14 protein-coding genes and 1 pseudogene are annotated in these 13,852 nt (G+C 65.4%); 8 read left to right on the forward strand and 7 right to left on the reverse strand.

Going from position 1 to position 13,852, the window contains the following annotated elements:
• Positions 1-19 precede the first annotated feature (19 nt).
• A complete protein-coding gene (gene kynU, locus H4W01_RS04715) occupies positions 20-1,234 on the reverse strand; it encodes a kynureninase (RefSeq protein ID WP_209610101.1) in 1,215 nt (404 codons plus the stop codon).
• Positions 1,231-2,135: pseudogene (locus H4W01_RS22975) on the reverse strand (alpha/beta hydrolase). Before H4W01_RS22975 ends, kynU begins: the two are co-directional and overlap by 4 nt.
• Before the next feature lie 64 nt (positions 2,136-2,199).
• Between H4W01_RS22975 and parC the strand changes: the two are divergent.
• On the forward strand, positions 2,200-4,446 hold the full coding sequence (gene parC / locus H4W01_RS04725) for a DNA topoisomerase IV subunit A (RefSeq protein ID WP_209610102.1): 2,247 nt from the start codon (positions 2,200-2,202) through the stop codon (positions 4,444-4,446).
• Positions 4,447-4,539: 93 nt separating this feature from the next.
• Positions 4,540-6,255, forward strand: coding sequence for a putative bifunctional diguanylate cyclase/phosphodiesterase (locus tag H4W01_RS04730; RefSeq protein WP_209610103.1), 1,716 nt, complete (start codon positions 4,540-4,542; stop codon positions 6,253-6,255).
• Here the strand turns inward: H4W01_RS04730 and H4W01_RS04735 are convergent.
• From H4W01_RS04735 to H4W01_RS04750, 4 genes are read right to left on the reverse strand one after another with little or no spacing between them, the layout of a single operon-like run.
• Positions 6,225-7,448 (reverse strand): CCA tRNA nucleotidyltransferase, encoded by a 1,224-nt coding sequence (locus H4W01_RS04735; protein ID WP_209610104.1) that lies wholly within the window; start codon positions 7,446-7,448, stop codon positions 6,225-6,227. The genes H4W01_RS04730 and H4W01_RS04735 overlap by 31 nt on opposite strands.
• Positions 7,436-8,032: a CoA pyrophosphatase gene (locus H4W01_RS04740; RefSeq protein ID WP_010407937.1), complete on the reverse strand. Its 597-nt coding sequence runs from the start codon at positions 8,030-8,032 to the stop codon at positions 7,436-7,438. The genes H4W01_RS04735 and H4W01_RS04740 overlap by 13 nt, the downstream gene beginning before the upstream one ends.
• A complete protein-coding gene (locus tag H4W01_RS04745; protein WP_209610105.1) occupies positions 8,029-8,595 on the reverse strand; it encodes a DUF1285 domain-containing protein in 567 nt (188 codons plus the stop codon). The genes H4W01_RS04740 and H4W01_RS04745 overlap by 4 nt, the downstream gene beginning before the upstream one ends.
• Before the next feature lie 42 nt (positions 8,596-8,637).
• Complete coding sequence (locus H4W01_RS04750) at positions 8,638-9,150, reverse strand: GNAT family N-acetyltransferase (protein ID WP_209610106.1); 513 nt, start codon at positions 9,148-9,150, stop codon at positions 8,638-8,640.
• A 110-nt stretch (positions 9,151-9,260) separates the two neighbouring features.
• Between H4W01_RS04750 and H4W01_RS04755 the strand changes: the two genes are divergently transcribed.
• The 3 genes from H4W01_RS04755 to H4W01_RS04765 all read left to right on the forward strand — a co-directional run bounded on the left by H4W01_RS04755 (position 9,261) and on the right by H4W01_RS04765 (position 10,661).
• Entirely contained in the window at positions 9,261-9,893 is a 633-nt protein-coding gene (locus H4W01_RS04755; protein WP_209610107.1) for a glutathione S-transferase family protein, read from the forward strand.
• A gap of 61 nt (positions 9,894-9,954) precedes the next feature.
• Positions 9,955-10,326: a dihydroneopterin aldolase gene (locus tag H4W01_RS04760; protein ID WP_010407946.1), complete on the forward strand. Its 372-nt coding sequence runs from the start codon at positions 9,955-9,957 to the stop codon at positions 10,324-10,326.
• On the forward strand, positions 10,323-10,661 hold the full coding sequence (locus H4W01_RS04765; RefSeq protein ID WP_209610108.1) for a Rossmann fold domain-containing protein: 339 nt from the start codon (positions 10,323-10,325) through the stop codon (positions 10,659-10,661). The genes H4W01_RS04760 and H4W01_RS04765 overlap by 4 nt, the downstream gene beginning before the upstream one ends.
• Here H4W01_RS04765 and H4W01_RS04770 read toward each other — a convergent pair.
• Positions 10,658-11,509, reverse strand: coding sequence for a hypothetical protein (locus H4W01_RS04770; RefSeq protein WP_209610109.1), 852 nt, complete (start codon positions 11,507-11,509; stop codon positions 10,658-10,660). The genes H4W01_RS04765 and H4W01_RS04770 overlap by 4 nt on opposite strands.
• A gap of 222 nt (positions 11,510-11,731) precedes the next feature.
• On the opposite strand from H4W01_RS04770, the gene H4W01_RS04775 reads away from it, so the two are divergent.
• The 3 genes from H4W01_RS04775 (at position 11,732) to H4W01_RS04785 (ending at position 13,829) form a co-directional block, all read left to right on the forward strand.
• Complete coding sequence (locus tag H4W01_RS04775) at positions 11,732-12,400, forward strand: energy transducer TonB (RefSeq protein WP_010407952.1); 669 nt, start codon at positions 11,732-11,734, stop codon at positions 12,398-12,400.
• A gap of 65 nt (positions 12,401-12,465) precedes the next feature.
• The gene (locus H4W01_RS04780) at positions 12,466-13,251 is read left to right on the forward strand and encodes a MotA/TolQ/ExbB proton channel family protein (protein ID WP_010407954.1); all 786 of its coding nucleotides are present in this window, start codon (positions 12,466-12,468) and stop codon (positions 13,249-13,251) included.
• A 95-nt stretch (positions 13,252-13,346) separates the two neighbouring features.
• On the forward strand, positions 13,347-13,829 hold the full coding sequence (locus H4W01_RS04785) for an ExbD/TolR family protein (RefSeq protein WP_010407956.1): 483 nt from the start codon (positions 13,347-13,349) through the stop codon (positions 13,827-13,829).
• The last annotated feature ends 23 nt before the right edge of the window (positions 13,830-13,852 follow it).

The raw sequence follows: 13,852 nt of genomic DNA on the forward strand, positions 1-13,852 counted from the left end.
TGATGCTGGCCCCAACTGATCAGGTCACCGCATTGCGCTGCGCGAAGGCGGGGTCGCGGAACGCGCCGCTTGTCAGGATGTCCGCGATGATCGATCCGGCGCACCACACATCCTCGAACCCCAGATAGAGCGGCGTCAGGCCAAAACGCAGGATATCAGGGTCGCGAAAATCGCCAATCACGCCGCGCGCGATCAGCGCCTGGCACAGCGCATAGGCCTGGGGATGGCGGAACGAAATATGGCTGCCACGCCGTTCGGGATTGGCGGGGCTGGCGCATTCGAGGTTGAGGCGCGCACCGATCGCGGCGAATTGATCGAACAGCGCGGCGCTCTTCGTCGCCACCGCCTGCTGGTCGACGGCGCGCCACAGGTCGACCCCCGCCTCCAGCCCCGCCATCGCCAGCATGGAAGGGGTGCCAGCCAGCCATCGCTTCATGCCGCTGGCCGGTTGATAGGCGTCGGCAAAATCGAACGGCGCGGCATGGCCCATCCAACCCGATAACGGGCTTGCCAAGCGCTCCTGCAAGCGTCGCGCGACGAACAGGAACGCCGGGGCACCGGGCCCGCCATTGAGATATTTATACCCGCAGCCCACCGCGAGATCGGCTCCGGCGGCATTGAGGTCGATCGGCACCGCGCCGACGCTGTGGCTGAGGTCCCACAAGGTCAGCGCCCCGGCGGCATGGGCGGCGGCGGTCCACGACGCCATGTCGAAGCGCTCGGCGGTTTTGTAATGGACATGGGTGAGCAGGACTACCGCAGTGTCGCCGTCGATCGCATTGCTGAGCGCGCCCCGCGCGACCGCGTTCAGCCGGGCACCGGCCACGCAGCCGACCGCGCCTTCGGCGATGTGCAGATCGGTCGGGAAATTGCCGGTTTCGCTGACAATGGTGTGGCGCGCCGGATCGTGGCGAAGGGCGGCGACGATCAGCTTGAACAGGTTGACCGAGGTGGAATCGGCGACGATCACTTCGTCGGGCTCGGCCCCGATCAGCGCCGCGATCTTGCCGCCAATGCGCTGCGGCGCGTCGATCCAGCCCTCGTTCCAGCTGCGGATCAGCCGCTCGCCCCATTGCCGCCCGGCCATATCAGCAAGCGCGGGCGCGGCGTCGCGCGGCAAGGGGCCAAGCGAATTGCCGTCGAGATAGAGTACGCCGTCGGGCAGCGCGAAGCGGTCGCGATAGCCGCGCAGCGGATCGGCAGCGTCGCGCGCGCGCGCTTCGTCGCGCGTCATTGGGCCAGCGCGCTGCGGATCAGCGCCTTTGCTTGCGCCCAGGCGGCCGTCTCCGGTGCGATCAGTTCGACATGGCCGGTGCGTTCGACGATGTGCAAAGCGGCGCGGTCTCCCTCGGCGCGAGCCTGGTCGACATAGCCCGTGCCAAGGCGCAACGGAATGATCGCGTCGGCACGCCCGTTGACCAGATCCTGCGCCACACCGAGCGGTAGCAGGCGGGGGACGGAGGTATCGGCATAAACATCGGCGCGGGTGCCGGGCTTGCCGACCAGCTGCGCGACGATTTCGGTGCCACACCCGTTATCGGGGCTGGCGGCGGTCGCTTCCAGATCGGGCAACCCGCCGAGGCTTATGACATGGCGGATCTTGATCGGGTGGGCGCTGTGCAAGGGGCTGTCCTTGGGCAGTCGCGACCGTCCGGCCAGCCACAGCGCCAGGTGTCCGCCGGCCGAATGGCCGACCGCGACCACATGGGTAGTGTCGAGATGAAAGCGCGCGGCGTTTCCGGTCAGCGCGTCGGCGGCGGCACCGGCGTCGAGAAAAGTTCCGGGATAGCCGCCGCCCGGACGATCCACCCGCGATATTCGATATTCCACACCGCGATCCCGCTTTTGCGCAGATCATCGGCGATCCAGTTCATCAGGCTGCGATCGGCGATGCTGGTCGTCCAGCAGCCCCCATGCACCATCAGCACGACGGGATGTCGGCCGGCCCCGGCGGGGAGCCACACATCCACCTGTTGCAGTGCATCCGCGCCATAGGCGATCGTCGCGTCGGGCTTCGGCTGCGCCCGCCCGGTCAAGTCGGGCCAGGTGAGCAAGGGCGGTTCGGGCGGGCGCGGGGTATCGGCCATGGTACCTGCGGGCAGGAGGAGAAGGGCGAGGGACAGTAAACGGATCATCTCTCGGGTGTAATCGCGACGCGACCATCTCGCCACCTGCGAATGCGGCTGCTATCGCGGACACATGCCGACCGATTTGACCGATCCCTTCCAAGCCATCGTGGACTCGCCCTTCGATAGCGCGCTCAGCGACCGCTATCTGGTCTATGCGCTGTCGACGATCACCGCACGCTCGCTGCCGGATGTGCGCGACGGGATGAAGCCGGTGCATCGCCGTTTGCTGTGGGCGATGCGCCAGCTGCGGATGGACCCGAACACCGCTTACAAGAAATCGGCGCGCGTGGTCGGCGAGGTGATCGGCAAATATCATCCGCATGGCGATTCCTCGGTCTATGACGCGATGGTCCGGCTCGCGCAGGATTTTTCGGTGCGGTATCCGCTGGTTGAGGGGCAGGGGAATTTCGGCAATATCGACGGCGATAACGCCGCTGCCTTCCGTTATACCGAGGCGCGGCTGACCCAAGTCGCCATGGATTTGATGGAAGGGCTCGACGAAGACGCTGTCGGCTTCAAACCCACCTATAATAATGAAGAGCAGGAGCCTGAGCTTTTCCCTGGAGCTTTCCCCAACCTGCTCGCAAACGGTGCGGCGGGAATCGCGGTTGGCATGGCCACCAGTATCCCGCCGCACAACGCCGCTGAACTGTTCGATGCCGCGATCCTGCTGATCGACAATCCACACGCCGAGGATGCGGCGCTGCTGGAGCATATCAAGGGGCCCGATTTCCCGACCGGTGGGTTGGTCGTCGACAGCCCGGCGTCGATCGCCGAGGCCTATGCCACCGGGCGCGGGGGTTTTCGCGTGCGGGCACGCTGGCATGTCGAGGATCAGGGACGCGGCACCTGGAACGCGATCGTCACCGAAATCCCCTACGGCATCCAGAAGGGCAAATTGATCGAGCAGATCGCGGCGATCGTCAACGACAAGAAGCTGCCGATCCTGGCCGACATCCGCGATGAATCGGATTCGGAAATCCGCATCGTCATCGAACCGCGCAGTCGCACGGTCGAGGCCGATATGCTGATGGAAAGCCTGTTCAAAATGTCGGACCTCGAAGTCCGCTTCAGCCTCAACCTCAACGTGCTCGATGCCAACCGCACGCCGCGCGTGATGAGTTTGCGCCAGGCGTTGCAGGAATGGGTGGCGCATCAGTTCATCGTGCTGCAGCGGCGCACCACGCATCGCCTGTCCAAGATCGCCGACCGGATCGAGCTGCTGCACGGCTACATCGTCGCCTATCTCAACCTCGACCGCGTGATCGAGATCATCCGCACCGAGGATGAGCCCAAGCCGGTGATGATGGCGGAGTTCGACCTGAACGAGCGCCAGGCCGAGGCGATCCTCAACATGCGGCTGCGCAGCTTGCGGCGGCTCGAGGAAATGGAGTTGCGCAAGGAGCGCGACACGCTGGAGGCGGAGCGTACCGGGCTGGAGGCGTTGCTCGGCAGCGAGGCGCGCCAGCGCACGCGGCTGAAGCGCGACTTCACCAAATTGCGCGAGCGCTATGGCCCCGAGACCAAGCTCGGCAAGCGGCGCACTACTGTCGCAGAGGCGGCCCCGGCGCGCGACATCCCGCTCGAGGCGATGATCGAGCGCGAACCGATCACCGTGATCCTGTCGCAGCGCGGCTGGATCCGCGCGATGAAGGGGCATGTCGATGCCGCAGGGGTTGCGGCGGTAAAGTTCAAGGAAGGCGATGCCGCCTTGTTCGATTTCACAGCGCACACCACCGACAAGATCATCGTCGCCGCCGAAAACGGGCGTTTCTACACGCTGGCCGCCGATAAATTACCGGGCGGGCGCGGCTTTGGCGAGCCGGTGCGGTTGATGATCGATCTTGATGGCGACATCGGCATCGTCGATATTTTCCGCGCCGGGATTGCCGAGAAATTGCTGGTCGCAGCGAGCGACGGGCGCGGCTTTATCGTCCGCACCGCCGACATCATCGCCGAGACGCGCAAGGGCAAGACCGTCGTCACGCCGCGGATCGGGGCCAAGCTCAAGGTCGTCCGCCCGGTCGCGCCGGAGGCCGATTATGTCGCGGCGATCGGCGACAATCGGCGCTTGCTGGTGTTTCCGCTGACCGAACTGGCGGAAATGGCGCGCGGGCAGGGGGTGCAGTTGATGCGCTTCCGCGATGGTGGGTTGTCCGATGCGACGACCTTCGTGTTTGCCGATGGATTGAGCTGGCCGATGGGCGGGGAGAGCGGGCGTATCCGCACCGAAACCGATCTTGCCCCATGGCGGGCCGCACGGGGCGCTGCGGGGCGAATGCCACCCAACGGATTCCCGCGCGACAACCGCTTCTAGCACGCGCCAGTACCAGCGGTGTCATTTCACCAACGTACTGAAAAACCGGAAGGTTGAGCGGGTTCTTAACGATTGCGCGCTATCGCTACGACAATGGCGTTCGTTTCGCATCCTGCTTTGAACCATTCGACTGCGGCGGATGCGCTGACGCAGGACAATGCGCATGCGCCGTCGCTGATGTTGGCATCGCGCGTTATCGAGCTGTTGCCGGTGCCGGCGGTGATGCTGGCGCTGCACGAAACGGGGGTGGTGGTGCAGGCCGCCAACCGCGCTTATGAAATTGCAGGGCTTGGCATTGGCGACCGGCGGCGCTCGCTGGTCGCGCAAATCGAGCAACGGATCGCCGACTTTATTCGCAGCGATTCGCTCCGCGCCGAATTTCCGATCGAATATGGCGACGCGGTCGATTGCCATTATTATCAGGCCACCCTGGCGCGACTGGCGATCAATCCCGATCAGCGCTGCGTCCTGATCCTGGTTGACCAAACCGCCGAATTGCGGACCGAGCACAATTTGCGTCGGGAAATGCTGACCGACAGTTTGACCGGCCTGCCCAACCGAGCGGGGTTTAGCGATCGGCTTGAAAGCTTGCTCGACGAGCCCGCGTCGCGCACGCGTTATGCCGTTCTGGTCATCGATCTCGATCGTTTCAGCCGGGTCAATGCGTGCCTGGGGTCGATGGCGGGGGATGAACTGCTCATCACCGTCGCGCGTCGATTAAAAGGGGCGTTGCGGGCGCAGGACGTATTGGCGCGAACCGGCGGTGATGAATTCGGCATTCTCCTGACGCTGGAGGATGGGCCCGGCGATGCGGATCATGTCGCCAAGCGGATCCAGGGCGCGCTGTCCACGCCGTTCCGCCTGTCGGATTTCGAAATTCGGGTGGCCTGCTCGATCGGCATCGCGTTCGGCACGGCGGCGATCGACGATGGCGAGGAATTGATCCGCCACGCGCAGTTTGCGGTCAAACGTTCGAAGGGAACCGGCAAGACCGAGGCGTATCAGACCCAGGCGTTCGACATTGCGCGCGAGCAATTCGGCATGGAGACCGCGCTGCGCCGCGCGATCGAGCGCGGGCAGATGCGGCTGACCTATCAACCGATCTGCGATCTCGCGACGGGGCGGCTGGTGTCGTTCGAATCGCTGGCGCGCTGGCGAGACGAAGCGGGAATCGAATATTCGCCCAATGATTTCATCCCCGTAGCCGAAGAATCGGGGCTGATCGTTCCGCTCGGGCGCTGGGCGATTCAGGAAGCGGCGGCGACGCTGGCGCAATGGGATGCGCGGATGGGGGGCGATTGCGGGGTCAAGCTCGCGGTCAACCTCTCCGCGATCCAGTTGCAGCGCGACGCGATCGCGCCGGTCGTGCAATCGGCGCTTGCGGCTTACGGCCTGGACGGTTCGCGCTTCACGCTGGAACTGACCGAAAGCGCGCTGGTAACCGACCCGGACCGCATGGCCGGCATCATGCACGCGCTGAAGGCGCTGGGTACCACTATCGCGATGGACGATTTCGGCACCGGCTATTCCAACCTCGCCTATCTCCAGAAACTGCCGATCGACATCCTCAAGATCGATCGCAGCTTCGTGACGGGGATGCTGGCGGACCGCGACAAAATCGCGATCGTGCGCGCGATCCTGTCGCTCGCGCAGGCGCTCGGCATGAAGACCACCGCCGAGGGAATCGAGACCAACGAATTGTCGCAAACGCTGGCGGCGTTGGGGTGTACCTATGGCCAGGGCTATCTGTACGCGCGCCCGCTGGAGGCCGAGGCCGCCTATGCGATGCTGGAGTCGCTCAGGAATTGAGCGACGGCCGCATCGGCAATGGCATTGGCGCGCTCGGCTGACGGAAAATCCTCGGCGATCCACTGATGTTCGACCAGTTTGAGCAACCGCGCGACATCGGGCCCCTTATCGACTCCGCGCGAGACCAGCGCTCCGCCATGGATCGGGAAGCTCGGCGCGACCCAATCGAGGATCTGGCGCACCGCCAGCACGCGCTCCATCGCCGCCGGGATATGCAGCAGCACGCGGTCGATCGCGCCGTCCTGGCCCAGCCGATAGGAGAGCGCCTGCGGGGCGGCGAGATCGGGGGTGAGCGCGGAGACGATCCGTTTGCGCTGCGCGTTTGACAGTTTCAGCCGCGCGGCGACATCCTCGCCGACCTTCGCATCGCGCGGCAGGATGGCGGCGAGGCGACGGATCGGATCGGGGGTCAGGCCCGCCAGCGTCTCGCTGCCCGCAACGTCGGCAAAGGCCTCGACACCTCCGGCGGTGATTTCGGGCAGGACCGGGCGGAAGATGCCGCGCTCAACCATCAGTCGCAGCGTCGCCACCGCATTGGGGGCGACCAGCAGCTTGAGCAGTTCCGCCGCGATCCGTTCGCGCGACAGCGCCATCAAATCATTGGCGCGCGCAGTGCAGGCATCCAGCCCCGCCGCATCCGGCGCATCGCCAAAGCGCGCGTGGAAGCGGAAGAAGCGCAGGATGCGCAAATGATCCTCGGCGATGCGCTGCAACGGATCCCCAATGAAGCGCACGCGCCGCGCCGCCAGATCGGCCAGGCCGTCGAAATAGTCGAAGATTTCGCCGGTCTGTGGATCGGCATAGAGCGCATTGATCGTGAAATCGCGGCGCGCGGCATCCTCGCGCCAATCGTCGGTAAAGGCGACGGTGGCATGGCGGCCGTCGGTTGCCACGTCGCTGCGCAAGGTCGTGACTTCGACTGGAGAGCCATCCGCTAGCACGGCCGTGATCGTGCCATGGGCAAGACCCGTCGGCACCGCGCGAATCCGCGCGCGCGCGAGCAGGTCGATCACATCCTCGGGCGGGTGGCGCGTCGCCAGATCGACATCGGCAACGTCCAGCCCAAGCAGCGAATCGCGCACCGCCCCGCCGACGAAGCGCGCGTCGCCACGCGCGTCTCCGAGCACCGCGCACAATTCGGCCAGCCCCGCGCGCTGCCGCCAGGGCGCATCGGGCAGCGTCAGGCGGTCCATCGCAGCCGCCGGGAGAGGTTGACGATCATCGCGGCGGTTGCGCCCCAGATGCGATGGTCCCCCCAGAAAATCTCATAATAATGCCGGTTGCGGCCCTGCCACTCGACGCTCGCCTCGATATGGTTGCCCGAATCGAGCAGGAAGCCGAGCGGAACCTCGAACACCTCCGCAACCTCGGCTGCGGCCGGGATGAACGCCAGATCGGGCGGCACCACGCCGATCACCGGTGTCACCTCGAACCCGGTGACAGTGCGATAGCGGTCCGCCTCACCGACGATGCGGACGTGGGTGCGCGGCAGGGCGATTTCCTCCTCGGCTTCGCGCAAGGCCGCCGCGACCGGCCCGGCATCGCCCGGATCTATCCGACCGCCGGGAAAGGCGATCTGCCCGGCATGGCGCGACAGCGTGTCGGTGCGCCGCGTCAGGATCACGCCCGGTTCGGCACGATCGGTGACCGGGATCAGCACCGCTGCCTGAGCGAGCGTGGTGACGATCGCATCGGGATCGACATGGTCGCCGGTCAACAGCACCGTATCGGCATGGCCCGTGGCCAGCGCCTGCTGCAAACGGGAAACGAGCGTCATGCGGAGGGCTCCAGCGGAAAGAACAGGCCAGCGCTCCATACGCCGGGCGGGACGTCGCCGCCGTCGATCGCGCGTTGCGCCAGATCGTAATAGACCGCGCGCGCCACCACCGCATCGAGCCCGGCGCGGACGTGCAGATAGGGACGCGGACCATCCTCGCGTGGCTCGAAGCGCAGCGCATGGTCCGCATCGGCGGTGACCAGATCGCCAGTGTTGAGCCGGAAGGTGAGCGTCGCCGCCTTGCCTTCGCCCGACACCTTCATCTCGACCGCGACGAACGGCGCATCCTCGACCACGATGTCGAGCTTCTCGACCGGGGTGACGAGAACATAGCTGCCATCGGCTTCGCGCCGCAGGATCGTCGAGAACAATCGCACCATCGCCTCGCGCCCGATCGGCGAGCCCTGGTGGAACCAGGTGCCATCGCGCGCGATGCGCATTTCACTGTCGCCACAATGCGTGGGGTTCCAGCGCTCGACCGGGGGCAATTTGCGCGCTTCGGCAAGGCGCGCAATGTCGGCGAGCGACAAAGCGGCGAGATCGGGGATCGGCTCCATCGGCATGGCAGCGGCGGTAGGGCAGGCGGCGCGTTGCGTAAACCCGCGTCAGGCGAGCGCGGTGATCCGCGGCGCGAGCAGGCCCGCCCCGTTCGGCACTTTGCCGCCGCGCGCGAGCAGGCGATGCCGCTCGACCGGGCCGGGCACGCGCCATTCCGCCGTGCGCGCCGCATCGAAACCGAAGAAGCGGCCATAATATTCGGGATCGCCGATCAGCGTGATCGCGTCGGCCAGACCGGCCTGTTCCGCCGCCGCCAGCGCGTGGGCGGTGAGCGCGCGCCCGATGCCGCCTTGCTGCCGCCCGGGCTCGACTGCGACCGGGCCAAGCTGCACCATCGCGACATCCTGCCCGTCATCCCCGACAAAGCGGATCGGCCAGCATTGGATGGTGCCGACCAGCGCGCCATCGTCGAGCGCGGCGAAGCTCAGCGCGGCAATCGCCTCCATCCCGGCGCGAATGCGGTAGGCGGTGCGCTCATGGCGGTCGGGTCCGAAGGCACGGTCGAGCAGTCCCTCGACAGCAGCGGGCGCGACATCGGCAATCGGCACATATTCGATCACGGCGGTTTCCTCGCCCCTTCCGTGTCCCGCTGGAACGGGCCCATAGACCGAAGGGGCCGCGCGCTTTAGCCTCCACCGCGCCGAACGCAAGGCGAATGGGGAGAGTCTTCGTGAAACTTTATGATGCCGCCTGGGCACCAAGCCCGCGCCGCGTTCGCATCTATCTGGCGGAAAAGGGAATCGAGGTCGACCGCGTGCCGGTCGACTTGCGCAGCGATGAGCATCTGGGCGCGGCGTTTCTCGCGATCAATCCGCGTGGGGTGGTGCCCGCGCTCGAACTCGATTCCGGCGAGGTGTTGTGCGAATCGTCAGCGATCTGTCGGTATTTCGAGGCGCTGCAGCCAGCCCCGTCGTTGTTCGGCGAGAGCGCGCTCGACATTGCGCGGATCGAATCGTGGACTCGGCGGATCGAGCAGGAAGGCTATGCCGCAGTCGTCTACGTCCTGCGCAACCAGCGCGAGGCGTTTCGCGATCGCGGCGTTGCGGGCAAATGGCCCGCCATCCCGCAAATTCCAGAGCTGGCCGAGCGTGGCGGCATTTTATGGGCGGCGTTTTCCACCGCGCTCGATGCGCAACTGGCGACGCGCGACTGGATTGCGACCGATGCTTACAGCTTCGCGGATATCACGGCGCTGGTGACGATCGACTTCGCCAAGGCCGCGCGGCTGGCGGTGCCGGAAGGCCTCGGCAATCTGCGGCGGTGGCACGCGGCCGCATCGGCGCGGAGCAGCGCCGCCGCGTGACGGTTCCCCTGCGCCCGCGATCTGCTATGGCGCGCGCCCATATCGACAAGAAGGGCCAGATTTGACCGACCGCCTGACGCTGAACGTCCATGATCTCGAAGTGATGGTGCTGACCGGCATCTATTCGGAGGAGACGCATCTGCCGCAACCGCTGCGCATTTCGCTGACGGTGGATTTGGCGGTGCCCGATCGTTTCGATCCCGATACGCCGCTGTCGGCCTCCAAAAACTATCTCGATCTGAAACATGCCGCGACGACGGCGCTGCCCACCGGCGTGCATTTCACGCTGGTCGAGGCGGTCGCCGAGCATATTTGCGAAACGCTGTTCCTGCAGGATGCGCGCGTGACGCGGGTCGAGGTGTCGATCGTCAAGCTCGCCATCGCCGAGGCGGGCGAATCGATCGGGATCACCCTGGTGCGGAACCGCCGGTGACGCAGGCGGTGGCGGCGGCATTGGCGGGGCAGGCGCGCGTCGTGATCGCCGCCGATGCCGCTGCGCTCGTCCACCTTCGGCATACGATATCCGATTCGCGGGGTGACGGCGGATCGGTGGTGCTCGTCATTGCCGAAACCGTCCCAAAATTGGACCGGGCATTGCTGATCGCAGGCATTGGCCCGATCGCGATCGACGCCGCACCAACTATGCGCGTGGCCGCGCTCGATCTCGCTGATGGCGCGTGTGCGGACGATGTCCTCGCCGCCGCGCTCTTTCTGGCAGCGGCGACATCTTCGACGGGCCAGGTGTTGCGCATCGGCGCGCGCGATTAGGGGCGTCCGCCGCGATCGCAGGCCCCAAGCGCAGTGATGACCAAGGCATAATCCTCGCGGGCGACCGTCGCATCGTCGCCGGACGAGTGCAGCACGGCGTCGGGCAAGGTCGCGGGCAAGCTGCACGCCAGCCGATACCATAACAGCGTATCGCGCGGCGGCGGTGGCGCGGCGGCATCCACCACTTCGCTCAAGGCGACCGACCAGCGCGGCGCTTCGCCCGCCTTGCGCTCGATCGTCAGCGAAATCGGGCGGTTGTCCGCCGTCGATAGGAAGATTTGCGTTTCCCCCGAGCCGGGCAGGTCGCCCGGTGTGTGAAAGGCGTTGGCGATACCCGTCACCGTTGGCGGAGCGTCGGGGGCGAGCGTTTCGCGAACGATTCGCCGCGTCAACGCCTCGCCAGCGACCGTCCAGCCGCGCTGCGCGTCGGGGCGAATGAGCTGAATCTGCCCGTTTTGGTCGGCCACCGCACGCGCGAACAGCAATACGCGGCTTTTGCGATATTGCGGGGCGCGGCCATGGGCGTCGAGCGGCACGTCCAGCGTGTAGCCAAGCCGCGCGGGCATGGCGTCCGTGCCGCGAATCAGTGCCGCGACGTCGGCTTCCACATAAAGGCGCGCCATAGTGGGCGGGAGGCCCGCCGAATCGGTCGGCTTGAGCCGGACGGTGCTGCGAATGGTCGCATCGACGATGACCGGAGCCGCGACGACGAGGTCCGCATAATCGGCATAAGCGGGCGCTGGCGCGGCACTTTCCGCAGCGATCGGAGCATGTTGCGCTGCAACGGCGGAGGGGGCGGAAAGTCCGACAATTGCGGCGGTCAGGGCGATTTTTGGGAACTTTGGCATTCCCAACGGGTATCCGAGGAAGCATTTTTTATACAGAAATAATTCTGCCATGCGGCGGTTGTACGTTTGTTGCGTGAGACAAAGCGTTTGCGTCGTTGTTTTCGGCGCGATAGAGGTTGGGCCTGTCCAGGATATATTAGCCCATGGCAGGCCGGAATAACGAGCGGACGTTACGGATCGGCTTGGACCGTCGTGACCGGAAAAGAGGAGTTTCGTTTCTGAATGGCTTACGCTGATCGCAATACGAGTGGCAGCCGCGTGGTTTCGATCGTGATCGTGTCGATCATTGTCGCGCTGTTCGCGTGGGGTTTCGTGAACGGTCTGACCTTCAAATACATCAAGAAGGTTACCGAAAAGCTGAACACCTTCGACGTCGTTGAACCACCGCCGCCCCCACCCGACAAACCGCCGCCCCCGCCGCCCGAGCAGCCGCAGCTTCAGACCCCGCCGGTCGTGTCGCCGCCGCCGATCGTGCGCGTCACGGCACCGCCCCCTCCTGTGGTCTCGGTTGCCGTTCCGCCGCCCGCGTTGGTGATTACGCCGCGCGCCGCAGCGCCTGCTCCCGTTCCGGTTGCTGCTCCGCCAGCGCCGACGATCAACAAGCAGGCCGGTCCCAAGGGCGACCCGTCGCAATGGGTTACGACGGATGACTATCCTTCGGACGCACTGAGCGCCGAGGCGCAGGGCACGAGCAAGATCAAGTGGGAAATCAACACCGCGGGCCGTGTCGAGAACTGCGTAGTGGTCGCATCGAGCGGTAACGCTTCGCTCGATCGCGCTGCTTGCTCGAACATTACGCGGCGCGGGCGGTATACGCCTGCCCTGGACAGTGCGGGCAATCCGATCCGCTCGTCGTCTTCGCGTAACGTCGTTTGGCGCTTGCCTCAATAAACCATCCACCCGTGCGTGCTCCGGGGTGAGGCGCACGGGCATTTTTCGAGAAGGAAGTCTTCGCAATGTCCACCACCATTCTCGCTGCCGGTGCATCGGCTGCTGACAATTTCGGCTTCATGAACGCGATGAAGCAGGGCGGCCCCGTCACCTGGACGACGGCTGCAATCCTGACCATCTTCCTGTTCTTCACGCTCTACATCCTGTTCACCAAGCTGTTCGAGCAGCAGAAGATCATCAACCAGGGCCGTCGCGTCCGTGCGACCTTCTGGAATGCGAACTCGCTGCGCGAAGGCGCTGCCAAGCTCGAGAAGAACTCGGCTTACAAGCAGATCGTCGACGACGGCATCGAAGCGCAGGAACAGCATTCGCGCCTGACCGATCCGGTTGAAGCGCATGACTGGCTGCACGGTTCGCTGCAGCGTTCGGAAGCAGCGATCAACTCGCAGCTCGGTGGCGGTCTCGCCTTCCTCGCAACGGTCGGCGCAACCGCACCGTTCGTTGGTCTGTTCGGTACGGTGCTCGGTATTTACCGCGCGCTGATCGGCATCGGCCAGGCTGGCCAGGCATCGATCGACAAGGTCGCAGGTCCGGTCGGTGAATCGCTGATCATGACCGCCTTCGGTCTGGTCGTCGCGGTTCCCGCCGTGCTCGCCTTCAACTTCCTGCAGCGCCGCAACAAGGGCATTGCCGAGCATCTCAGCGCGTTCTCGAACGACGTGCTCGGCTACCTCGCCTCGAACGGTGCGGTGCGTCCGGTCGCTCCTGGCAAGAAGGCTCCGACCGCAACTGCGCCGAAGCCTGCCACGACCACGGCTGGCCAGGCCGGCGGCGTGCAGACCCGCGTCTAAGAGTACCGAGCGGGGCCGCTCCCAGCGGCGGCCCCGTTTCTTTCGCCGCCCGGCTTTATCGGGTGGCCTGACCGATACGAATAGGATGGCCTTTCATGGCGATTAGTACAGGTGGCGGCGGCGATGACGCCCCGATGTCCGACATCAATACGACGCCGCTCGTCGACGTCATGCTGGTGTTGCTCATCATCTTCCTCATCACGGTTCCGGCGATCGTGCAGTCGGTCAAGCTGAAGCTGCCGGACGTGCGGTACGACCCGACGGTGACCAAGCCCGAGAACGTCTCGCTCTCGATCACCAAGGATAGCGACGGCAAGTGCGCCATCTATTGGGGTCTGACGCGGGTTACGCATGAAGAGCTGCTCAAGCGCGCGACCGACAAGCTCGAAGAGATTGTCAAAAAGGCTGGCGGTGCTCAGAATTTGACGACCGAAGATCTGCCCGAGGCGCATATCCGCGGTGACGTGGAAACGCCGTATCGCTGCATCGGTGGCGCGATCTACACGATGCAGTCGGCTGGTTTCGCCAAGGTCGGCTTCATTTCGGAACCGCCCCCCACGGGTGGCCCGTCGGCGTAATGCGTGCGGTAGCACCAAGGAGT

Origin of the sequence: Sphingomonas sp. PL20 (assembly GCF_017875905.1) — a bacterium.
In the GTDB taxonomy this organism is placed as follows: domain Bacteria; phylum Pseudomonadota; class Alphaproteobacteria; order Sphingomonadales; family Sphingomonadaceae; genus Sphingomonas; species Sphingomonas echinoides.

Coding starts and splice junctions, on each gene's coding strand:
- kynU (WP_209610101.1), bottom strand. CDS start 1,234: ATGACGCGCGACGAAGCGCGCGCGCGCGACGCTGCCGATCCGCTGCGC.
- parC (WP_209610102.1), top strand. CDS start 2,200: ATGCCGACCGATTTGACCGATCCCTTCCAAGCCATCGTGGACTCGCCC.
- H4W01_RS04730 (WP_209610103.1), top strand. CDS start 4,540: ATGGCGTTCGTTTCGCATCCTGCTTTGAACCATTCGACTGCGGCGGAT.
- H4W01_RS04735 (WP_209610104.1), bottom strand. CDS start 7,448: ATGGACCGCCTGACGCTGCCCGATGCGCCCTGGCGGCAGCGCGCGGGG.
- H4W01_RS04740 (WP_010407937.1), bottom strand. CDS start 8,032: ATGACGCTCGTTTCCCGTTTGCAGCAGGCGCTGGCCACGGGCCATGCC.
- H4W01_RS04745 (WP_209610105.1), bottom strand. CDS start 8,595: ATGCCGATGGAGCCGATCCCCGATCTCGCCGCTTTGTCGCTCGCCGAC.
- H4W01_RS04770 (WP_209610109.1), bottom strand. CDS start 11,509: ATGCCAAAGTTCCCAAAAATCGCCCTGACCGCCGCAATTGTCGGACTT.
- H4W01_RS04775 (WP_010407952.1), top strand. CDS start 11,732: ATGGCTTACGCTGATCGCAATACGAGTGGCAGCCGCGTGGTTTCGATC.
- H4W01_RS04780 (WP_010407954.1), top strand. CDS start 12,466: ATGTCCACCACCATTCTCGCTGCCGGTGCATCGGCTGCTGACAATTTC.
- H4W01_RS04785 (WP_010407956.1), top strand. CDS start 13,347: ATGGCGATTAGTACAGGTGGCGGCGGCGATGACGCCCCGATGTCCGAC.